General features: G+C 41.4%; 19 protein-coding genes and 1 pseudogene. 3 read left to right on the forward strand and 17 right to left on the reverse strand.

Translation table 11 applies throughout. The features are described from left to right. Positions 1–260: 260 nt before the first annotated feature. From FPZ44_RS12230 to FPZ44_RS12245, 4 genes are read right to left on the reverse strand one after another with little or no spacing between them, the layout of a single operon-like run. On the reverse strand, positions 261–1,040 hold the full coding sequence (locus tag FPZ44_RS12230; RefSeq protein WP_261378302.1) for an IucA/IucC family C-terminal-domain containing protein: 780 nt from the start codon (positions 1,038–1,040) through the stop codon (positions 261–263). 30 nt (positions 1,041–1,070) lie between these two features. Beyond that, positions 1,071–2,114: a FecCD family ABC transporter permease gene (locus FPZ44_RS12235; RefSeq protein ID WP_261378303.1), complete on the reverse strand. Its 1,044-nt coding sequence runs from the start codon at positions 2,112–2,114 to the stop codon at positions 1,071–1,073. Next, on the reverse strand, positions 2,111–3,124 hold the full coding sequence (locus FPZ44_RS12240) for a FecCD family ABC transporter permease (protein ID WP_144990555.1): 1,014 nt from the start codon (positions 3,122–3,124) through the stop codon (positions 2,111–2,113). The genes FPZ44_RS12235 and FPZ44_RS12240 overlap by 4 nt, the downstream gene beginning before the upstream one ends. Positions 3,125–3,159: 35 nt before the next feature. Beyond that, positions 3,160–4,179: an ABC transporter substrate-binding protein gene (locus FPZ44_RS12245; protein WP_272482988.1), complete on the reverse strand. Its 1,020-nt coding sequence runs from the start codon at positions 4,177–4,179 to the stop codon at positions 3,160–3,162. Positions 4,180–4,374: 195 nt separating this feature from the next. Here FPZ44_RS12245 and FPZ44_RS27050 point away from each other — a divergent pair. After that, positions 4,375–4,467 (forward strand): annotated as a pseudogene (locus FPZ44_RS27050) (DNA-binding response regulator); the annotation flags it as partial. A 160-nt stretch (positions 4,468–4,627) separates the two neighbouring features. Next, positions 4,628–5,623 carry an alpha/beta hydrolase gene (locus FPZ44_RS12250; protein WP_144990557.1) on the forward strand — a complete coding sequence of 332 codons (996 nt, stop codon included), beginning with the start codon at positions 4,628–4,630 and terminating at the stop codon, positions 5,621–5,623. A 29-nt stretch (positions 5,624–5,652) separates the two neighbouring features. Here the strand turns inward: FPZ44_RS12250 and FPZ44_RS12255 are convergent, their stop codons facing one another. The 5 genes from FPZ44_RS12255 to FPZ44_RS12275 all read right to left on the reverse strand — a co-directional run bounded on the left by FPZ44_RS12255 (position 5,653) and on the right by FPZ44_RS12275 (position 12,795). Then, entirely contained in the window at positions 5,653–6,330 is a 678-nt protein-coding gene (locus FPZ44_RS12255; protein ID WP_144990558.1) for an HAD family hydrolase, read from the reverse strand. Between the two features lie 300 nt (positions 6,331–6,630). After that, entirely contained in the window at positions 6,631–8,706 is a 2,076-nt protein-coding gene (locus FPZ44_RS12260) for a serine hydrolase domain-containing protein (RefSeq protein WP_144990560.1), read from the reverse strand. Between the two features lie 273 nt (positions 8,707–8,979). Beyond that, complete coding sequence (locus FPZ44_RS12265; RefSeq protein ID WP_144990562.1) at positions 8,980–11,049, reverse strand: serine hydrolase; 2,070 nt, start codon at positions 11,047–11,049, stop codon at positions 8,980–8,982. A gap of 255 nt (positions 11,050–11,304) precedes the next feature. Next, positions 11,305–11,868: an HD domain-containing protein gene (locus FPZ44_RS12270; protein WP_144991815.1), complete on the reverse strand. Its 564-nt coding sequence runs from the start codon at positions 11,866–11,868 to the stop codon at positions 11,305–11,307. A 213-nt stretch (positions 11,869–12,081) separates the two neighbouring features. Next, positions 12,082–12,795, reverse strand: a complete 714-nt coding sequence (locus FPZ44_RS12275) for a pentapeptide repeat-containing protein (RefSeq protein WP_144990565.1) — start codon at positions 12,793–12,795, stop codon at positions 12,082–12,084. A 759-nt stretch (positions 12,796–13,554) separates the two neighbouring features. Here FPZ44_RS12275 and FPZ44_RS12280 point away from each other — a divergent pair. Beyond that, a complete protein-coding gene (locus tag FPZ44_RS12280) occupies positions 13,555–14,316 on the forward strand; it encodes an SDR family oxidoreductase (protein ID WP_144990567.1) in 762 nt (253 codons plus the stop codon). A 77-nt stretch (positions 14,317–14,393) separates the two neighbouring features. Here the strand turns inward: FPZ44_RS12280 and FPZ44_RS12285 are convergent, their stop codons facing one another. The 8 genes from FPZ44_RS12285 to FPZ44_RS12320 all read right to left on the reverse strand — a co-directional run bounded on the left by FPZ44_RS12285 (position 14,394) and on the right by FPZ44_RS12320 (position 22,865). Then, positions 14,394–14,759 carry a MerR family transcriptional regulator gene (locus FPZ44_RS12285; RefSeq protein WP_144990569.1) on the reverse strand — a complete coding sequence of 122 codons (366 nt, stop codon included), beginning with the start codon at positions 14,757–14,759 and terminating at the stop codon, positions 14,394–14,396. A 331-nt stretch (positions 14,760–15,090) separates the two neighbouring features. Beyond that, the gene (locus FPZ44_RS12290; RefSeq protein ID WP_144991816.1) at positions 15,091–16,752 is read right to left on the reverse strand and encodes a glycerol-3-phosphate dehydrogenase/oxidase; all 1,662 of its coding nucleotides are present in this window, start codon (positions 16,750–16,752) and stop codon (positions 15,091–15,093) included. 156 nt (positions 16,753–16,908) lie between these two features. After that, positions 16,909–18,399: a glycerol kinase GlpK gene (glpK, locus tag FPZ44_RS12295; protein WP_144990571.1), complete on the reverse strand. Its 1,491-nt coding sequence runs from the start codon at positions 18,397–18,399 to the stop codon at positions 16,909–16,911. 51 nt (positions 18,400–18,450) lie between these two features. After that, complete coding sequence (locus FPZ44_RS12300; protein ID WP_144990573.1) at positions 18,451–19,248, reverse strand: MIP/aquaporin family protein; 798 nt, start codon at positions 19,246–19,248, stop codon at positions 18,451–18,453. 194 nt (positions 19,249–19,442) lie between these two features. Continuing rightward, the gene (locus tag FPZ44_RS12305) at positions 19,443–20,000 is read right to left on the reverse strand and encodes a glycerol-3-phosphate responsive antiterminator (RefSeq protein WP_144990575.1); all 558 of its coding nucleotides are present in this window, start codon (positions 19,998–20,000) and stop codon (positions 19,443–19,445) included. Positions 20,001–21,014: 1,014 nt separating this feature from the next. Next, positions 21,015–21,725 carry an alpha/beta fold hydrolase gene (locus FPZ44_RS12310; RefSeq protein ID WP_144990577.1) on the reverse strand — a complete coding sequence of 237 codons (711 nt, stop codon included), beginning with the start codon at positions 21,723–21,725 and terminating at the stop codon, positions 21,015–21,017. Positions 21,726–21,743: 18 nt separating this feature from the next. Next, positions 21,744–22,208: a GNAT family N-acetyltransferase gene (locus FPZ44_RS12315; protein WP_144990579.1), complete on the reverse strand. Its 465-nt coding sequence runs from the start codon at positions 22,206–22,208 to the stop codon at positions 21,744–21,746. A 93-nt stretch (positions 22,209–22,301) separates the two neighbouring features. Beyond that, complete coding sequence (locus FPZ44_RS12320; RefSeq protein ID WP_144991817.1) at positions 22,302–22,865, reverse strand: HD domain-containing protein; 564 nt, start codon at positions 22,863–22,865, stop codon at positions 22,302–22,304. Positions 22,866–22,915: the final 50 nt, after the last annotated feature.

Below are 22,915 nucleotides of genomic sequence, written 5' to 3' on the forward strand. Positions count from 1 at the left end.
TCAATATCAATTTAGTGAAAATATAATAGATACTATTAACTATTGTCAACCTCTAATTTTCGATAATAACTATCTATTTTATCCATAATATAGATAATAAGCACTTTGTTTTCTAAATAAACAAAGCACTTATTTATCTATTCTCTTTATAAATTAAGACGAATAATAAGAAATAAATTGAATGGAAGGAACAAACATGACATATGAGAATACGAGGTTGCTTTACTTACAGATTAAACACTGATGATTCGCACTATTACTTATACAGAAACAAATTCATGTTTAATTTTGGGGCATGTCGGACAATATTCATTGTCATCCGCAACTTGATAATAGTAACAGCAAGTTTTGCGAATTCGAAGCGGTGTTTCTGATGCAGTTGTTACCTTCTTAGGGCTATTAAACTTCTTCAAAGGATTTTTCGTTTCACCAAAGAGATGTGCTGGCGCTTCATCAACTAAGTACTGATAGTCTTCCAGAAGTTGAGCCTGCTGACAGGCGCTCGCCCCTTCTCCAAATTGATTTTCATACAGCCAATATACATAAATCGCCGTATTTTCCCAGAGAACTGATTTTGAAACTTTAACGGACTTGGAAAAAGAATCCCATACTCTAGCAATATTATCTGCAAATATATTTTGAATGACTCGATCACGCCATTCATTTCGTTCCCCCGCTCCAGGTTGCGAAACTTCGCTATTCGTTAGGCGCACGCATGGAAGCCATGCTTCTCCATGAAATATAGATTCCATATGACAATTTTCTAGAGAGTAATCCATACTTTTGTTGTACATCGACATCGCATACAACCCAGAGGCAATGCTTAAGCAAGCGTATCGTTTTGCAAACAAGGAAGCGGTAACCACTTCAGAGGTGGATTCGTATATACTCGCAACTTTATTGAAGTACGCAATATTAGTGTCTTTGTCTAGAAAATCTAGCGCTCGAATCGAATAGATTTCATCCGAAGACTCCTCCATTGTGAATCGATATTTTGTTGTTAACATTTCCAACTCATCCGGTGTAAACTGTACTGCCATATGTCGTTCTCCTTTATTCATTTTGCGTTCTTATAATTGATTTCTGTTCTTAAACAGCAAATAAAGAAAGAATGGTGCACCTACGCCCGCAGTAAATATACCAGCAGGAATATCTAGTGGATAAAAAGCCGTTCTGCCAAGCCAATCAGCAACGAACACCAGCAACGAACCAACTAAGGCTGATACAATGGTTAAACTGCCAAAAGGACGACCAACAAGCTTTCTAGCTATATGCGGTGCGATTAATCCTACAAAACCGATAGCTCCCCCAATAGACACAGCAACGCCAGCTAACAATACACTAAAAGCAAGTAATGTTAAGCGCTGTCGCTGAACAGCAGCCCCCAATCCGGTAGCCACTTCATCGCCAAACTCTTGCAAATTAAGATTGCGTGCTAATATAACGACGCACGGAATGATTACTGCCGTTACCGGTAAGATAAGATATACGTCTTCCCATGTAGATCCATATACACTGCCAGTCAGCCATATATACGCTTTGCCTGCTGTGAAATAAGGACTCATAACAAGCATGAACGTTGTACCGGCTCCCATAATCGCGGATATGCCAATGCCAACAAGTACAAGCCGTATAGGCGTCACACCATTTTTCCAAGCTAGCAAGTAGATCGTGATAGACACGATCATAGCCCCTACGATTGCGGCAAGTGGCATGAAAGAAATACTTACTGTACCTGCCAAGAAAGTGACAAAAGCAACCGCCGCAACAGATGCTCCGCCAGTTATACCAATAATGTCGGGTGAAGCAAGCGGATTTCGAATAATCCCTTGTAAGATAGCTCCAGATACACCTAGTGCAGCCCCAACCAATAGAGCAACAAGAACTCGCGGGAGCCTTAACGTGTGAATAACGAAATCATGTTCACCAGAACCAATTTTCAAAATGGATTGAATGACTTCCAGTGGTGGAATCACTGTATTCCCCAAGCTCGTCCCTGCTATCACCGCCGATAGGGAAAGGAAGAAAAGGACACAAATGACGATCAATGACCTTCTTTCCATGTGTACAGAAATCGAGTCACTTTTATTACGGAAAGTAATATGCTGTCTCAAATTTTTGTTACCCCCTTACGGGCAATATACACGAAAAAGGGACCGCCGATTAAAGCTGTCATGACGCCAATTGGAATTTCTGTCGGCATAATGAGCAATCTTGCTACGACATCAGCAGACAATAACAATACTGCACCTGCTAAAGCTGAGAACGGGATTAGCAAACGATAGTCGTTCCCTACAAATGCGCGGGATAGATGCGGTACGACTAGACCTATAAAACCTACGGCACCTACTACTGCTACGGAGCTGCCTGCAAGCAGCACAATGATAGCACCCATCATACATTTTACGAGAAGTGTATTTTGTCCCATCCCTTTCGCAATGTCATCACCGGTAATAAGCAGATTAATCGCTCTGCCCATAAATAAGGACATTACTCCTGCTACTCCCATGTAAGGAAGCACGGGAATCAGCATGTCCAATGTCCGGCCGCTGATAGAGCCTGCCAACCAGAACATCACATCTTGCAGTCCTGTTTCGTCGAGTACAAGAATCGCCTGCGTGAACGAAACAAACAAAGCCGTAATGGCTGTTCCTGCTAACACAATCTTGACGGGAGTCAATCCATCTTTGCCCATAGAACCTAAACTATATACAGTAACAGCAGAAATTGCCGCCCCCACGAAGGCAACCCATGTTAATTGAACTAATGATGAAACTGAAAAAACAACGATAGCAATTACAATAAAAAAGATAGCACCTGCATTAATACCAAATGTACTAGGCGAAGCAAGCGGATTGCGTGTTAAGGCTTGCATAAGCGCACCTGCAACAGCTAAGCTGGCTCCTACCACAGTAGCAATAACAGCGCGAGGCAGCCGCTCGGTTAGAACAACGACATGTTCAATTAGAGCTGCATCATAATGGAGGAAAGCCTGCATCGCAGTCGAAAAAGTAAGGGGTGTCCGTCCAAATATTAGACTGGACACAAAAGCTCCTGTTAATAGAAGGAGTAGCAGGCAAAAGCCTGCTACTTTCATTTTCACACTTGCATAAAGGTGAAACATACTCTCACTCTTTCATATGTTAGATAAACGTGTGACTATTTTTGTAGTTTAAACGTATCATACAGCCCGTCTAAGAGCATATGAGCGGACTTGTACCCACCTGCTATATTCCAGATGATATCGTTTACTTGATGAACTTGATTGTTCTTCACCGCATCGATATTTTTCCAAAGTGGATGGTTCATCCAATCGTCCGCCGTCTTTTTGTTCGCTTCTGCATCTTTGCCTGCATAGTTGAAGTTAAAGATTACATCTGCATTCATATCCGGAATACTCTCTTTAGATGTTACTTCAACGCCCCAAGTATCTGCGTCATGACCTGGAGGTCTTGTGAACCCTAACTCTTTTAAAATAGTGCCTGCATAACCCATGTAGTAGATACGTACATGATCAGCTCTGAAGTTAATAATCGAAGCTTCGATTGGCAAACGGTCACCCATCTTTTGCTTAAAGTCAGCTACTCGGCTATCCCAATCAGCCAGCAGCTTATTTCCTTGCTCCTCTATATTCAATGCTTGACTCGCAACTTTTAAAGTTGCTTTCCAGTCATACAGCACTTCTGTCGAAACTGTTGGTGCTATAGCAGACAATTGATTGTAGATTTCTTCATGGCGGAACTTCGATGCAATAATCAAATCAGGCTTAAGCTTATGAATCTCTTCAAGGTTAGGTTGTGTTTCCAAACCAAGTAATGGAACGCCTTCTAGATCTGCAGCTAAGTAATCAAAAACTTTCTTCTCTCCCCAAGCTTCAACAACACCAACAGGCTTCACGCCAAGTGCAACTACAACGTCAGTAGCCCCCTGATACAAGGTAACTACTCTTTTAGGCGTTCCTTTTACATCTGTTTTGCCCATCGGGTGCTCGATAACTCGAACCGATTCTGCCTCACTCGTTTGCGTATTGGTTGTTCCTTGAGCTTGATTCTCTGCAGCCGGCTTGCTTGAGTCGGTTGTCGTTCCTGCTTGTCCATTAGTTCCGCAACCCGTAATAATCGACAATAATAACACCATTGATGCAAGTACAAGAAGTGATTTTTTACCTAGTTTGAACACGTTCGCTTCTCTCCCTACTCTGCCCGATTTCACTTAATTGATATTGAATCTCATTTGCAATTATAGGAGACGATACAAATGTTGACAAGCATTATATGCCAAAATCCGCATCAACTTACTCATAATAAAGCTAAAAGTGCAAATTAATAGACAGAAAGTATAAACAAAACGCATTTCAGATAAAAAAATCTAGGTTATTTAACCAAACCATTTGATCCGTTGGAGTTTACAGTTCATGGGAAAGTACTGCTAAAACGATATCGAATTAGCACGACGCGTATGCTACGACATCATCTGCACGCTCTCTTACATGTGACGCCGTGGCATTTTTTGCTTGTTCATACTCCGTTCATATTGACGTCAAAGTGAGTTCATCTTGGTCTTATATGCTTGCCTTAACGGCCCGTTAAGGAAGTCCAATAAGAGATACCGATAGGAGAAGATACGAATGGGACAAGCAGAGATAGTAAAAAAGAGAACGAATACGAAAACAAAGAAAACACTAATGATTCTACTTAAAATAGTAGGAGCCATCGTTTTAGCAATAGCACTTTTTATAGCCATCGTTTTTACCGTTAACATTATTAGCAGCAAATCAGAGCAAGAAAAAATAGAGTCATATGGACAGCTAGTGCCTGTAGACGGGAAAAATATGAACGTTACCATTCAAGGAGAAGGCAAAGAAACAGTCGTGCTGCTACCAGGCTACGGAACCGCAGCGCCAGCACTTGATTTTAAGCCGCTAATCGAAGAGCTATCACCCTATTATAAAGTCGTCGTGATTGAGCCTTTTGGTTATGGACTAAGTGACGGGACGGATAAGGAACGAAGCACAGACAATATTGTCAGTGAAGTTCATGAGGCCTTACAGTATCTTAATATTGACCGCTATATTCTTATGGGTCACTCCATTGCTGGTATTTACGGACTAGATTATGTGGACAAATATAAGAACGAAGTGATTGCATTTATCGGAATCGATAGCAGCGTTCCAAACCAAAGCGGTATGGATGTTGAATTTCCAATCGAAACGTTTAAGCTACTCAAAAAATCAGGTTTCGGCAGATTGTTAGTGAAGACGGGGGCTAGTCCATATGATGGACTGCCATTTGATGATGCAACAAAAGAACAAATGGAAATGCTTGCTCTCAAAAATATGTATGAACCCACCACACTGAATGAAATGGAACATATTTATGCTAATTTCCAAGCAGCTCAACATTTAAAGTTCCCTAAAGATCTTCCTCTTCTTTTATTTGTACAAGGAAACAATACGGATAGGAAAGATTGGGTATCCTTGCATGAAGAGCAGGCTAAAGATTCTGTACATGGAAAAGTGATGACATATGACGGGAGCCATTATTTACACCATACCCGTTCAAAGGAAATCGTTGAAAACTTGAGAACATACATGAAAGATGTAACTCACGTCAAACAAAATTGAATGCATAATACTTTAATGGCGGTGCGGGGCTAATCCTGTACCGCTCCCTTTTCTATTATTTTTTGCAATTGATTCAAATTATCTATAACTGCATCCGCTGTAACTTCTTGTTGTTCGTAAGCGTCAGCTTTCTTCCAAATCCCCTTCATTCCAGCATCTATGGATGCTTGTACATCGTAAATGGGATGGTCACCTACAAACAGCGCTTCATATGCTTTGACTCCCAGCCGTTCTAAGGCTCTATTAAAAATTTCTTTCTCCGGCTTTCTAACTCCCTCCTGCTCCGAAATCAATATTTCGTCGAAGTAATCCGCTATTTTAAGCGATTCTAGATTACTTGTTTGAAAACGCGTAAATCCGTTCGTTATCATTCCGATCTTAATCTGGTTCTCCTTTAACCATTGAAGGATCTCGACGGTATTGGGAAAAGCCCTTGCGAACTTTGGAAAGTTCATCATGTAGTCTTCCAACATATCTCCCCAATAAAGGGTGTCCAAATTAAATTCCTCTAGTAACTGCTGATACACTTTATCCTTCCATACATACCCTCGTTGATCGAGCACAATAAACCGTGAAACATATGAGGACTTGGAAACTAAGGTCAACTTATTCGCATATCGCTCATACTGATCTTCAATAAATAAACGTAAAGCTGTATCTCGGTCCAGCAAAGTTCCATCCAAATCAAATAGGACAGCCTTAATCATTATCTCCCCCACTTTCGCTTAGATTGATTCTAAAAATAAAAAACCGTCCATTCCGCGTAGCCAGTGTGCTTGAGTAGAAGCCTAATAGCATCACTACGGGACGAACGGCTCTACCTCTATTAAAAGTTCTTACTTTTGATTTATATGTATTCTAAAAATATCTCTTTCTTCCTTCTTTCAATATCCTTACAATAATCTTACAATTGTGCATGAAAAAAGCTGCATGAAAACATGATTAGTTCATGTCATCACACAGCCCACATTTTTTTCATCTTTATGTTAAAAATATAATGATTTAACTTACTTTCCCTCTGAGTGATTAGGGTATACGAGTTTGTAAAGGATAGCCGCGGCTTCTTGACGCTTCAACCCTTTCTTGGACAAGAAGTCGATAGAACCATCTTGATTTTTTATGACTTCAGGGCCATAGTAACCGTGCGTTGCCAAATACTGTACCCCTTCTTTTGCCCACTCATCCGTCGTTCCTGCAAGCTTCACTGGCGGTTTCGGCATAGCAGGCATCTCTTTCAAGAAATTGTACATCCACGCTGCAGCCTCTTGACGCTCTATGATTCGATCTGGCTCAAACTTCCCATCCTTGACCGTCTTTGCATCAATGACCTTGATACGAACCGCCTCATTAATAGCATCCACATACTTATGTCCCTCCACATCGTTAAAGGCTGGCTTATCGTAGTGACGATATCCTAAATCAAACAACTCAAGAAGCACATGGACAAACTCTGCACGTGTCATTTCTTTCGTCGGCTGCAGCACATTTGATCCTTCCTCACCAATTGCAACCAACGGACTTAGGCCATCTATATATTTGCGATAAGGATGGTCTGCGGCCACATCTGTATAAGAGACTGATGCTTCAAGCTTTTCTGACCAAGTTACAAAGCCCAATAATGTATAGATATATTTCACCCTACCATCTACTTCTTTAAAGGCTAACGGCAGACCGTCTTCACTTACAAAGAGGAGCGGATCTACTTGACGATATACCGTGCTGCCAATTCCATCTTTTACGGTTAAAGACCCATCACTATTCGCTTTAATTTCTGTGACATCGAATCCCATCCGCAAATTTTTGTAGCGTCCTTCGAATTTCGTAAGCTGCTGTTGGGTTGGCTGCAAGTATGTTGGAGCAGGTCTCTCATCTGGATAGAAGTGATCCATAAAGGCAGACATGTAAATATCGCGAATGTTGCTTCCATGGTTATCACTTATAAATACGCCTACTTTCTTATCAGGCAGGAATGTAACTTGAGAAGCAAACCCAGGTATATTTCCACCCTTTACGACAAAATTATGCCCGTTATATAAATGATGGGTATAAAATTCAAATCCATAAGTCATATTCGGTACATTCGGGTGAATACTTACTTGTGGTGTAAGCATCTTTGACAAGGAATCTTTATTTAAAAAGCGCTCCCCTTCAAAAGATCCGCCATTCAATACGGCTAACATATAATTAGCCATATCCTCACCTGTAGATGTCATTGATCCTTCTGGTAGTACCGTCGGTTTAAACACAGCTGGCTTTAGCTTTGTCCCTTTCCAATCGTAAGAACTGGCCAACTGATCCACGTCATCCTCCTCTAGCACATAGCTCGTATTTTCCATATCCAGCACATCAAAAATATGTTTTTCTGCATAATCTTCGAACTTTTGCCCTGTTACTTGCTCCACGATGTATCCCTGCAGCTGAGATGCAAAATTATCATAGCTGTATACTTTACCAGGCTGATTAACGATTCGGAACGTATTTTTCAGTAATTCGTCTTTCATCGAATAGTACGGTTTCGAATCCAGCTCTGCATCAATGGTAAATCCCGTATCTGCATGCTCCACTCCACTCGTATGTGTAAGCAAATCTTTTACCGTAACTGGACTGCCCGTGTCATTTTTTATTTTAACGTCGCCCAAATATTTCGTTATGTCCGCATTCAGATCAATTTTCCCCTGTTCTACTAGCTGCAGTACAGCTGTGGCCGTAAATACTTTTGATACAGAACCGATATAAAATAAGGTTTCTTCCGAATCTACTGGTTTCTTCTTCTCTTTATCTGCGTAGCCATAGCCTTCCTCAAGCAGCACTTCATTACCTTTTACAACTGTAACTACTGCTCCCGCTACCATTTTCTTAATATCTGGGTTTGCAAAAAACTCCTTCGTAAACTTCTCCACATTTGCTTTCGTTAACGGAACAGCTGCTTTTTTAGCTGCTGCTGGCTTAGCTTGCGCAATGGCATGTTGGGTTGGTTGATTTACCTGAGCCTCTTTTGTTGCAGCAGCAACAGACAAGGGAAGCGATGCAGACAACATCATAAGTGCACATAGCAACGAAAGTGCTTTTTTACTTTTTTTCACGAACTTACCTCCTCAGTATGGTTAATCATGTGACTCTACTACTTTATTTAACAGGTAATATTTGTATTGTAAGGGACTCATCTTTCTCACTTCTTTCAGCAACCTTACAATAAACTTACAATCGGATATGAAAATAATTGATACATTTCGCAAAAAATTTGTTATGCGTGCAGCTAAAATACAACTAAAAAGCTGCATGAACACATGAATGTTTCATGTACTCATACAGCTCGCGTTCTTCATTTATAATATTGGAAGCAATCCTAATCTAGCTTACTTTCCCTCTGTGTGAAATGGATACACCAGCTTGTAGAGTAGAGCCGCCGCTTCTTGGCGCTTTAATCCCTTCTTGGACAAATAATCAATGGAACCATCTTGATGTTCAATCACCTCTGGACCATGAAAGCCGAATGTGGCCATGTACTGCACCGCTTCTTTTGCCCATTCATCTGTCGTTCCTGCCAGCTTAGCTGGCGTTTTTGGGATCGTAGGATACGCTTTTAAGAAACTATACAAATATACTGCCGCCTCTTGGCGCTCTATGATTCGATCCGGCTCAAACTTCCCATCCTTAACGGTTTTTGCATCAATGATGTCGAAACGAACCGCCTCATTAATAGCATCGACATACTTATGTCCCACCACATCTTTAAAGGCTGGTTCCTTATGATGACGGTAGCCCAAGTCTAGCAATTCTATCAACAGATGAATGTATTCCCCACGCGTCATTTCTTTCGTCGGTTCAAGCACATCCGTGCCTTTTTCACCTAATGCAACAATCGGACTCAAGCCATCTATATACTTGCGGTATGGATGTTCTTCTGCCACATCTTTATACCCCACAGGTGCTTCAAGCTTCTCTGCCCAGCTAACAAGGGAGCCTACCGTATAAATATATTTCACTTTTCCGTGCACTTCTTTAAATGCCAATGGCATACCAATCTCACTTACAAACAAAAGGGGGTCTACTTGGCGATACGTCGTGCTGCCAAAATTATCATTAACGATTAACGTACCATCGGTATTCGCTTTAATTTCTGTAACTGTATATCCCGATCGTAAATTTGAATAACGACCTTCGAATTTAGTGAGCTGTTGTTGGGTTGGTTGTAAATACTGCGGAGCAGGTCTTTCATCGGGATAGAAATGATCCATAAATGCTTCCAAGTAAGGAAAATGTACATTGAGTCCTCGATTGTCACTTATAAATATGCCAACTTTCTTGTCAGGTAAAAAGGTCACCTGTGAAGTAAACCCTGACAAACCTCCGCCCTTCACAACAAAGTTATGTCCGTTAAACAAATGATGCGTATAATATTCAAAACCATAAGTCATATTCGGTACGGTGGGGTGGATACTTACTTGAGGGGTGAGCATTTTTGTCAAAGATTGTTTACTTAAAAATCGTTCCCCTTCCAATGCTCCGCCATTAAGAACAGCTAACATATAATTAGCCATATCCTCACCCGTAGATGACATAGAACCTTCTGGCAATACAGTTGGCTTAAATAAAGCAGGCTTTAGCTTATTTCCCTTCATGTCATAAGAACTAGCCAATTTATGCGCTTTATCTTTCTCTAGTACAAAGCTCGTATTTTCCATATCCAGCACTTCAAATAGATGCTCTTTTGCATAATCTTCGAATTTTTGTCCCGTTACTTGTTCCACAATATATCCCTGCAGCTGGGATGCAAAATTGTCATAGCTGTATACTTCGCCTGGCTTATTAACGATGCGGAACTTATTATTCAGCAATTCATCTTTAATGGAATAGTACGTTTTTGAATCCAGCTCTGCATCAATCGTGAATCCCGCATCTGCATGCTCAACCCCGCTCGTATGTGTGAGTAAGTCCTTTACCGTGATGGGGCTTCCTGTTTCATTTTTTATTTTAACGTCGCCCAAATATTTCGTTATATCTGCATGGATATCAATCTTACCTTGCTCTACCAACTGCAGTACGGCTGTCGCCGTGAATACTTTCGATACGGAGCCGATATAGAACAATGTCTCTTCTGGATCTACCTGCTTCTTTTTCTCTATATCTGCATACCCGTATCCCTCTTCAAGCAGCACTTCATCACCTTTTACGACGGTAACTACCGCCCCAGCTATCATGTTCTTTATATGCGGTTGAGAAAAAAACTCCTTCGTAAACTTTTCCACATTCGCTTTCGTTAATGGGACTGCTGCTTTTTTAGCTGCTGGCTTTGCCGCGATGGCTTGTTGGATTGATTGCTTGATCGGCACATCTTTCGGTGCAGCTGCAGCTGCTAGCGGAAGTGATGCAGACAACATCATTAGTCCACATAGCAGTGCAAGTGCTTTTTTACTTTTTTTCATATTCGTACCTCCTCAGTATGGTAAGTTCTCGTTTTCCATGACTGTTTTTGTAGGTAATATCTGTATTGTAAAAAAACTATCTTTCTCACTTCTTTCAGCATTCTTACAATAAACTTACAATTGAATTAGGAATAGACTCATACAAAAATAACCCGTAAAATGAAGGCTTCTGCAAGCCCCATCTTATGGGTTAGGTTGATATTGCACTTGTGAGGTTTTCAGACTGTACCGACTTATGCTGCATGCCGTTCTGCTCTAGGCTTTTTGCTGCTTTAACCTTTTTACATCAAAGCCTGCGGCTGCAAGCTTCTGCTCGCCTTCTTGCTCGATTAGATTTTTTAGCTCCGTAAGCACAGGATCAAAATCTGTATGCTTGCCAAGCATAAATGTCATTTCATGTTCGATCGGCAGCCATGTCTCCATACCTGCTTCATTATGTTGGATTTGCGCCTCGAGCTTATCCAACGCGTTAGCCACTTTGGCCTCATACGTTTCCTTGCCCTCAAATTCAAACCAATAGTCATAGAGCTTCTGACCATGTTCATCGCCAAGCATATCTCGAATCTTCTCGATAGCTGCGATTTCATTTTTATGTTTCAAAGCCTTCGCTTCGCTATTATTCATCGTATCAAATGCAGGAATATCCTTTGCATACGCTTCGACTAAGTCATGGATAATGATCATTTTGAGCAACTTCTCACTGTTTACCTGATTAGGCAAATACGGTTCAATGGCCATCGCCATTAAAGCAAGACGCCATGTATGCTCCGCGACGCTTTCCCTACGCCCATTGGACAACCAGCTATGACGCATTTCCATTTTCAATTTTTCACCAAGTTTAATCAATTGTAGTACGTTCTTTAGCTGTTCCACGTATTCTTATGCCCCTTCTACTTCATCTAGTTAGGAAATTATAATAGTAAATTTAATTATACCAGTAAGCACCTTGAGTGTATTGTGAAGATTCATATACAGAAAAAAAGCGACTATCTGCATCTACACTCACTGATAGCCACTTCTATACATTACACACTATATTTGCTTCATAATAATTGGTTTCGCATGGTCGTCGAACTTAGCACCTTCAATATTTGCGCCCTTCCACTGTACTCCGTCAAGTGCTGCATAGCTAAAGTCCGCACCTGCGAAGTTCCCATTCGATAAATTAGCATTGCTAAAATTTGCACCTTTAAAATTACCTTCCCTTGCATCAACACCAGATAGGTTGGCCCCGATAAAATCCACGCTCATAAAGTTTCCTTCAACTAAAATGGCCCCTGATAGATCAGCCTCATTAAATACCGCTTCATCGGCTTCTATTTCCTTTAGCTTGGCCTGCCGGAAAGTCGCTGCCGTGAACGTTGTTCCTGACAAGGTCCCATAAGAAATATCTGCCTCATCAAAACAAGCCTCTACACAAGAACTTATTTTAAGCTCTGCATATTTCATTTGAGCTTGACTAAAGTTGGCCTTGTAAAAAAAGCAACCAGCCATATCAGCTTCATAAAAATTTGCACCTTCTACATTCACCTTATTCCATTCACAATCGCGAAGAGATACTCGCATTAGAGAAGCACCTCTCAGACTAGCACCATCTGCCATAATACGATCGGCTCTAAGATCAGAAAGGTCTGAAAAAGATAAGTCCAGGCCTTGAATATCTAAGAAGTCCACTGCTCTATCTTCCGTTAATGCATTAGTAATGATCTCTTTGACTTCCGTAACTTTCTCCGATTGTTCCATCATTTTGCGCACCTCATTTTACTTGCTTCTTGCAAACATTCATAATCGCTAGTGCTTCGAGGCAAATATATTTCTGAAGTCTTATTATGAATGAGCTTATTCATAACATCAACTATCAACTCGATCGTAATCGACTTATCAACCTTCTCAAATACATTCAACAAACAATTGATCCAAATTTGCGATATGCCGCGAGGCACCCTACGCGAAGCTACTATTGTACTGGGTACTGTTTACTCTAACGGACGCTATTGAGGTTATTTTTATAAAATCATGCGTAATAAAATTTTAACGGTCATATGTGAGCTTATTTTAGTAGTTTAGATAGATAATATGACTTAATTGGTCAAATAAGCTCTATGATACCCGTTAGATCTAAAAATAACTAAATCTAGGCAATTTAGCCTCTGTGACAACCGTTAACGTAATAATGATTATGATGGTAGTGTCAGTGTCTCCCCTATATACATGCACAGCTATTTATGCATACATTTTCGCTTTTTTTGTTTAGATAGACATCGATTCGTTAAAATATGAAACTCGCTTGCTTTAAGAAAACGTTTCTTTGTTGATACATGCAATGCAATTCTACTCTCTACTTATTAAAATAATCCGTCCCTTAAAATACTACATACGGCTACTACATACAGCATGCTCGCCACGATTCAGTTTTTTCTAAAAACCCACTTGACTTTGACACTAGTGTAAAGCTTTAGACTGAGGTCAGAAAGCTAAACCAAACCATTTTGAGGAGGAAATCAAATGAGTAACTATCAAGGGAAGAAAGCTGTTATTACAGGTGGAACACATGGTATGGGCCTTGCCACTGCAAAGGCACTATTGGCAGGAGGAGCGGAAGTGCTTGTTACAGGCCGTAATCCGAAGAACATTGAAGAGGCAAGACGTGAATTAGGCAGCGAACGCGTGCATGTTGTATTGTCTGATGTGTCAAGCTTGGAAGACATACAAGCATTAGAGGCTTATGTGGAGCAGCATCTGGGAAAAATAGATTTACTTCATGTGAATGCCGGGATCTCGGTGCTTGAACCATTCCATCAAGTAACAGAAAGCTCTTACGATCGGACATTCGCCGTTAATACGAAGGGCGCCTTTTTCACGGTACAGCGCTTGGCTCCTCTCATTGCAGAGGGCGGTTCGATCGTGTTCACTTCGTCCGTAGCTGATGAAGGTGGCTATACTGGCATGAGCGTGTACAGCGCATCCAAAGCTGCGCTTCGCTCCTTAGCATCCGGCTTTGCAGTAGAACTGCTGCCGAAAAACATTCGCGTAAATGTGATAAGTCCAGGATTTATTAAAACGCCATCGAAGGGTGTTGAAGGTTTAACAGATGCAGAACGTGCTTCCTTCGAAGAGCTTGGTAATCAGATTACTCCAATGAAGCGCCATGGCTCGTCGGACGAAGTGGCAAAGGCAGTATTATTCTTTGCCTTCGATGCTACCTTTACGACGGGCGCAAGGCTTACCGTAGATGGAGGACTAGGTCAAAACTTGAGCGCAATCTAATTGTACTTCATTTAATATGGATACAAATAAACACCCCGGAACAAATTTCTGCTCTGGGGCATTCCCAATTTCCTTGGCTAACTAGAAATTTTCTTCGCTTTTGTCCGCGAAATTTGCCTCTCCAGCATTTCCTTCAAGTCAAGGAGGGACTTCATTTGATCGTCTACACTATTTAGCTTTTGTTCATATATGTTCAACATTTCCTCACAATACTCATAGTCATCGGGAGATGCGATCTCACTCCTGAACAGGCTCCCAATTTCATCTGCCGTTAACCCCAGCTTCAAATACAACTGAATCGCTTTAACACGTTCGATAGCCGATTCATGGAATTTGCGATAATCATTTTCCGTTCGCTCTGCCTGTATTAAGCCCTTTTCTTCATAATGTCGAATCGATCGAGCACTCACTTTGGTCAATTGCGATAATTCACTTATTCTCACGCTTCAAAGACCTCCTTGTATGTAGACGCTAATGAAATCATATGAAGGACAGTATTCTTCATCGAGATAGGATTACGGGAATCTAAAATTGTGGAGTACTACGAATCCCCTATCGGTGCTTAATGGGGATAACTAGGAAGATGTGCTAGGACGATGTACCTTTTAAGATAACGGAAAGGTTCTTATTATGTCTAGAGTTTAACGCAAATCATCTTTTACAACTATTTGAAAATCTACACACAAAACAAACCTGAACAAAACAGAACGCCAAGCTCACAAAATGAGAACTTGGCGTTATATGCTTCACGTATGAATGCTTCATTGACAACAATTACACTTCGGTCTGTGGAGTTACCGCACGTTCCAAACTTTGTTCAAGCTCTAATGTGTAACGTACCTTCTGCTCCTCCGTCCAACCTTGTGCTGCTGCCATATAGTCGATTACTGGCTGTTTCCAGCGGCGCACCCATGCAATATTAAAGAACAACGCACCTGTTCGACGAATAAAGAAATCATCTGGCTTTACCGTCATTTCATGCTGCATCGCATATACGAGCGGTGCGAGCACGTCAATTGGAAGATCCAATTGCTCCGAATCGACCGCACAGGCACGTGCCAACTCAAATACAAGATCTACATTTGAACCGTAAAATTGAGCCCATCGCTTGGCCAACTTTACGTCCAAACCTTGTTTTACACCCTCACTTATCTTCTTGCTCACAAAATCCTGGAACGAATCGGAACCGCCAACATGCCCGCCAGAAATCGGCATATGTTTCGTTGTTGCCGCCGCAAACGTACGTCCATCTTGCTCTTGAAGGAGCTTGGTCACCAAATTAACAATCGTCTCCGCCATTTTCCGATAGCCAGTCAGCTTTCCGCCCGCAATCGTGATTAAGCCGGAAGGAGACTGCCATATTTCGTCTCTGCGAGAAATTTCAGATGCATTTTTTCCTTCTTCATAAATTAGAGGTCTAACCCCCGCCCAGCTCGATTCAATATCTTCTACAGTAAGCTGAACTGTTGGGAACATATAATGAATCGCATCCATAATATACGTACGATCTTCTGCAGTCATTACCGGATGAACCGGATCAGATTTATAGAATGTATCTGTTGTACCCACATAGGTTTTGCCATCGCGCGGAATCGCAAATACCATACGCCCGTCAGGCGTATCAAAGTATATCGCCTGCTTCAGCGGGAACTTCGACTGATCGATAACAAGATGAACACCTTTAGACATTTGAAGACGTTTACCCGTACGCGACCCATCTTGTTCGCGAAGTACGTCAACCCACGGCCCAGCTGCATTAATAATCTTTTTCGCGTACAATTCATATTGATGACCATTCAACTGATCGCATACACGCACGCCTGCAACTTTGCCTTCTTTGTACAAAAACGACTCTACTTTCATATAGTTCAGCGCTTTCGCACCTTTACTTACCGCTTCTTTCATTACTTCAATTGTTAGACGTGCATCATCCGTCCGGTACTCAACGTAGTAGCCGCCGCCTTTCAATCCTTCTCGCTTTACCAGTGGTTCACGATCAATCGTCTCTTTCTCAGAAAACATTCGACGACGTTCACTGCGTTTCACACCTGCCAAAAAGTCGTAGACTCGCAAGCCAATCGACGTACTGAACTTGCCAAACGTCCCACCACGATGAAACGGAAGCAGCATCCACTCAGGTGTCGTGACGTGCGGACCATTTTCATAAACGATTGCGCGCTCTTTCCCTACTTCAGCTACCGTCTTTACATCAAATTGTTTTAAATAGCGCAGCCCGCCGTGTACAAGTTTCGTCGAACGACTTGAAGTTCCTGCTGCAAAGTCCTGCATTTCAAATAACGCTGTGTTAAGTCCACGCGTCGTTGCATCAAGCGCAATACCCGCTCCTGTAATGCCACCACCGATTACGATTACATCGAGAGGCTGCTCTTTCATAGATTGTATTATATCGTGACGCCCTGCTGCGTTAAATTCCATCTTCATCTGTATAACCTCCTGGGCAATCGGTGACCGAAATAACAAAAGCCGCAATAACACTATAGTCTATACACAAGACGATAGTGCAATTGCGGCTTCTCTATTCTCCAACCGAATCAATTATTAACTTGTAATTATTATAACATAATAATGAACTTATTTAAATGCTTTTGTTGCGGTAATTGCTTTCTTCCAACCATCGTACAATTCCACACGCTGTTCCTCTTCCATAGAAGGCTGGAACGTGCGATCAATACTCCATTGAGCAGCAATTTCATCGCGGCTATCCCAGTATCCAACAGCAAGACCTGCAAGATAGGCCGCTCCAAGCGCAGTTGTCTCGTATACTTTCGGACATTCAACCGGAACGTTTAACATATCACTTTGGAACTGCATCAAGAAGTTATTTTGTACTGCTCCACCATCAACACGCAGCGTAGTAAGCTCAATCGAAGAATCCGCTTCCATTGCTTGCAGCACATCTTTTGTCTGATAAGCAAGAGACTCTAACGTCGCACGAATAAAGTGCTCTTTAGTCGTACCACGCGTCAAGCCGAATACCGCACCTTTTACTTCACTATCCCAGTAAGGTGTACCAAGACCTACAAATGCAGGTACAACATAGACACCATCTGTTGTATCTACTTTACTTGCATACAGTTCGCTGTCTTTCGATTCCTTAATCATACGCAAACCATCGCGCAGCCATTGCACAGCTGAACCGGCAACGAACACACTGCCCTCTAACGCATATTCAACCTTACCATCGATGCCCCAAGCAATCGTCGTCAATAGCCCGTGTGAAGATTGAACAGCCTGTTCACCTGTATTCATAAGCATGAAACAACCTGTGCCGTACGTATTTTTAGCCATACCTTTGTTAAAGCATGCTTGACCGAACAACGCAGCTTGTTGGTCCCCGGCTGCACCAGCAATCGGAATACTTTCGCCAAAGAAGTGGAAGTCAACCGTTTCACCATACACCTCTGAAGAAGAGCGAACTTCTGGAAGCATTTGTTTCGGAATGGTGAGCAATTCAAGCAGCTCATCATCCCAGCGAAGCTCATGAATGTTGTACATCAACGTACGCGATGCGTTACTATAATCGGTAACGTGAACATTGCCGTCAGTCAGCTTCCAAATTAACCATGTGTCAATTGTACCGAACAATAATTCGCCGCGCTCCGCCTTTTCACGTGCACCTTCAACATTGTCGAGTATCCATTTAACTTTCGTACCTGAGAAATAAGAATCAATAAGTAATCCGGTCTTCGAACGGAACAACTCAGAGTGTCCTGCTTCTTTCAGCTCATCACAAATCGATTTCGTCTGGCGCGATTGCCATACAATCGCATTGTATACAGGCCGACCGGATTGTTTATCCCATACCACTGTCGTCTCACGTTGATTCGTAATCCCGATCCCTGCAATCTGGCTCGGCTTCACCCCAGATTCAATCAAACATGTCGCGATTACGGATAGGATCGTTCCCCAGATTTCTTGTGCGTTATGTTCAACCCAACCTGGCTCAGGAAAGATCTGTGTAAATTCCTTTTGCGCCGTGTGTACAATATGCCCTTCTTTATTAAACAAAATAGCACGCGAGCTCGTTGTTCCTTGGTCTAAAGACAAAATATATTTTTCCATACAAGATTCCCCCCTGTATTGTTTGAACGCTCAATGAATTTGATATGCAATTTAGTTTGCTGTTCGTTTAGAAAGCAGTTGAGCTCCAATCAGAACAACGACCGTTATTCCTAACACCAACCACAACATCGAATCGGATTCACCTAGAAACACATTTTTATAAAATAACCCGCCAAGAGAACCACCTAGCAATGGTCCTACTACAGGAACCCAGGCATACTTCCAATTCGATCCGCCCTTACCTGGGATCGGAAGCAAGAAGTGCGCGATCCTTGGACCCAAGTCACGTGCCGGGTTAATTGCATAACCTGTTGTGCCGCCAAGCGACAAGCCGATACTTACAATTAAGAAACCAACAATGAAAGGATTCAATCCATCTGCAAATTTATTTGCACCGATTGCTAAAATACCAAGAACGAGAATAAAAGTACCAATCATTTCACTAATTACGTTTGAAAATGGATGATTAATAGCAGGACCCGTTGCGAATATACCTAATTTTGTAGCTGGATCTTCGGTTACTTTCCAATGCGGCAAGTAATGTAAGTATACAATTACTGCTCCCAATATAGCACCTATCATTTGCGCTACAATATACGATGGTACATCGGCCCACGGGAAGCTCCCCGTGAAAGCTAGTCCAACTGTAAGAGCTGGATTTAAGTGCGCTCCACTAAACGAACCAACGGAATAGGCTGCTACGGCTACTGCCAAACCCCAACCTAGCGTAATCACGATCCAACCTGAATTTGCAGCAAAAGACTTTTTAAGTGATACACCTGCACAGACACCGCCGCCGAGCGCGATCAAAATCATCGTTCCAATTACTTCGGCCCAAAATGCTGACATAATTAGCCCTCCTGTAAAATCCTCACTGTTGTTACATTTTATTCTGCCAAGGAGAATGCAAAAAGAGACCCACAATCGAGTACACATCTTATCCCTTGAGAGGATAAATGTGTTCTGAAAGTAGATCTCCAAGTCTCCGTAACAAGTATTAACTTAATTCATAGTTTATTCATATTTGTAAGCGTTGTCAATCACTATTTTTCATAATATGTCCACAACTGCTTGTTCGACGTTGTTACCGCTTCCGCTCCAGCACCCAGTGCACGCTCTACATCTTCCCTCGTAGATATAAATCCACCCGCAACAATCGGTAATTGTGTATTTTCTTTGACCTTACGGATGACATCCGGCATTCCACCTGGTAGCACTTCAATAACATCAGGCTGTGTCTTTTCAAGCAGCTTATAACTTTTCTCCAATGCACTATTATCAATGAGAAATATACGTTGAACAGCAACAACCCCTTTTTGCTTCGCACGCTGAATGACATTTCCTTTTGTAGACAATATGCCGTACGGACGATATTCTTGGCACAAATACTCCGTCGCGTAAGCATCGCTTTGTAAGCCTTGAATCAAATCCAAATGGAGCAATAGCTTTTTGTCCGCTTTGCGCACCATATCAACGGCATGCTTTAATTGAGCAACATGAATATCCAGCAGAATAAGATACTCGTATGGAGATGCAATTGCTTTTTCTAAGTCTTTCATTTGTCTGGAAGCAGGCAATACTTGTTGCTTATAAAATTCCATCTGTCGTTGTTCCCCTTTAATCGACCAGTGCTAAAATTACGTTGTATCATTATACATGGAGCAATCCTTTCCGTACACACTAGAAAATGGGAATGAAGTGTGATTGCTTAATCCATATAGGTCAATCATTTAAAAGGACGAGTACAAGTTGAACGGAATGATATTAACCACTATTCCTAAATCCGTTTCGTTTTATTCGTATTCGTCCATCAACGCTACTGAATCTCCATTTACCCACCCGTAATCATCTCGTTCCAATTAATTACTTTCTTGTCCTTAAAAAACTGAGCTGGACAATTAAATTATTCAGCAACTATGGTGGCATCAGAAGGCTAGGATTAGGATTATAGCTAGAACTAGAACTAGAACTGGAACTGGTACAAGTGTTTCATATAGACATTGCACAGATTTAGAGTTGCCCCTTACCTACGCTCTACTATCAACTAGCATAAGTCTATTATTCTTATTCTCTCCAGCCCGAACAGTTTACTACAGCAGAATTGCACTAACGGTTGCCACAGAGCCTATTTAGCTTATATTTGCTTATTTTGAGGTTTAAAGGTTGTCAGAGAGCTTATTCGCCAGAAAAAGCGGCGCCACATACCAAGATTGCTAAAATAGGCGCACTGACGCCCGTTAAAATTCATTGATGGGCAATTTCGTAGAAATAGCGTCAATAGCAACCGTTAGAGGAAGTGCCGGAGTGCATTGAAGATATTTCATAGATTAGCTACATTAAGTTCATTAGCTGCATTCCCTACAACGAGTACAGTGAGTATATTGGTTACATTAAGTACATCAGATACATTTGGGGCATTGAGTATATTAGCTGCATTGGAGTCATTGGGTGAATTGAGTGCATTGGGTAGATTGGACACATTTAATACATTGAGTATAACAAGTAACGCTCATTTGTCGTACATCTGTGCATTTCCAGCACTCAGCGTATAGAGAATACGGAAGAGGACAAGGAAGAAAACAACCAAGTGTGTCATGACCTCCCACGGTCTCTATCTAACTTAAAAAGTCATTAATTACACTATAAAATGCCGCTTTCTCTGTTCTTCGGATGTCATGCCCACTTTTCATAAATTCATGGAGTTGTAAATGAGGAAATTGTTTCTTATATAGGTCAAGATTATCATCCGTCAACAATGAACCTTTCAGCAAGCCTCTATTGACAAGCACCGGACGATCAAAATCCACAGATATTGATTTTTGAGTCGATTCACGTTGAATACCGCGAACCGTTTCCTGACGAATATTCATTTCTCTATCAACTGGGATTAAATAATTATTAATATAATCATCTGCCCACTCCGTGGACATCGCTTTATGTTCAGGTGGATAATCCTGCATGATCATTGAGGCAATAAGAGGAGTATGTTGATTCGCGTATTCTAGTGCATAAGGCACGCCCCGTGAGTAAGCAAAAAGATGAAAATACTCAACGCCTGCTTCTTTAACAACGGCTTCAATATCAGATACATGATGTTTCAAATCGTACCCTTCTTGCGGCGTATCACTTTGCCCTCTGCCTCTAAACGAAAGCACGATCCCTCTTCGCGGCAATAGAAACTGTAGCAAATCGACGTACTCTTCGGCTGTTTCCGACAAGCCAGGGCATATAACAATAGGAGTTAGAGAAGGATCAGCATCATTAAAAGAATCTAGAAAATGAATATTCAAGCCATAATGATGCGCCATTTTGGACAACAGATTCAAATAAATACCCCCTTGAATTTAATCTAACATCAATTCCATTGGTTCCTGACATCGTTTATAGCCATTGCGTTCATAAAACTCTACACTCCATTCGCTTGGCCAGACGATAATAAATTCATAATGATTCGTTCGCGCCCACTCTTCAATCTTTTTCAGTAATTGAGCTCCAATTCTATTCCCCCTGTGTTCAGGCAACGTGTACACATTTGTCATATAGACAAAAGGATTCGTTTTTCTTCCTGGCCTAGGTACCTTATCAATTCGTTCAATATAAATATGAGAAAGAATGAGACCCTCTTGCTCCGCAACCCAAATAAACCATTTATCAGAAACGATGGCATTCTTTAAAAAGGATCTGCATTCTAAAGCAAACTCCTCATATGTATCCTCTTCGAACTTGTTCTGACTGTATTCGTTTGAAAAGTCCCATCTCATTTTTACAAGTTGTTCAATATCATCAGCATTGGTTAAGCGCAGATTCATGGTCATTTCCACTCCTGTAATGTAGGTTATCTGTAAAAATAATAAGCAGTATAAATCCCCTATTACGCAAATGCATAGTCAATCTCCGTTGCATTACTTGCTTAAATACCCTTGCACTACTGATTTCTCAATCATTTCTTGAGCATACTCCCATAACCTTTCAGAACCCTTCGCCATTTTACGATTTCGATCCAAAACTTTATCGCTTGTGATGCCATATTTCTTCCACGTTTCACCATGATTCAAATAATTATGTATCAGCGGTTGTAAACTATCCAAAGAAGCCGCAAACTTCGCTTCATTCGTTTCCTTACGTTCGTACTCCAGCCATAAATCCATAAGTTCTTTCCCTTGTTCCTCTGGAAGTAAACCAAATATTCGAGTGGCTGCTCGCTGCTCGCGATCAAACTTATCGTGATGCCCAACCGTATCGTAAGCAAAAGTATCACCAGCATCAATTTCTACGATATCGTGTATGAGCAGCATCTTTATAACTTTAAACAAATCAACTTTTTGATTGGAATGCTCCTGTAAAATAATTGCCATCATGGCAAGATGCCACGAATGCTCCGCATCATTCTCAAGACGTGATCCATGTATAAGTTTAGTCCGTCTTTCAATGCTTTTGAGCTTATCCATTTCGATTAGAAAATGCATTTGTTTATTAAAATCAAGGTCTTCTTTCACCAATATCACTCCTTGCTATG

It is taken from the genome of Paenibacillus agilis, from assembly GCF_007786455.1.
GTDB lineage: Bacteria > Bacillota > Bacilli > Paenibacillales > Paenibacillaceae > Paenibacillus_B > Paenibacillus_B agilis.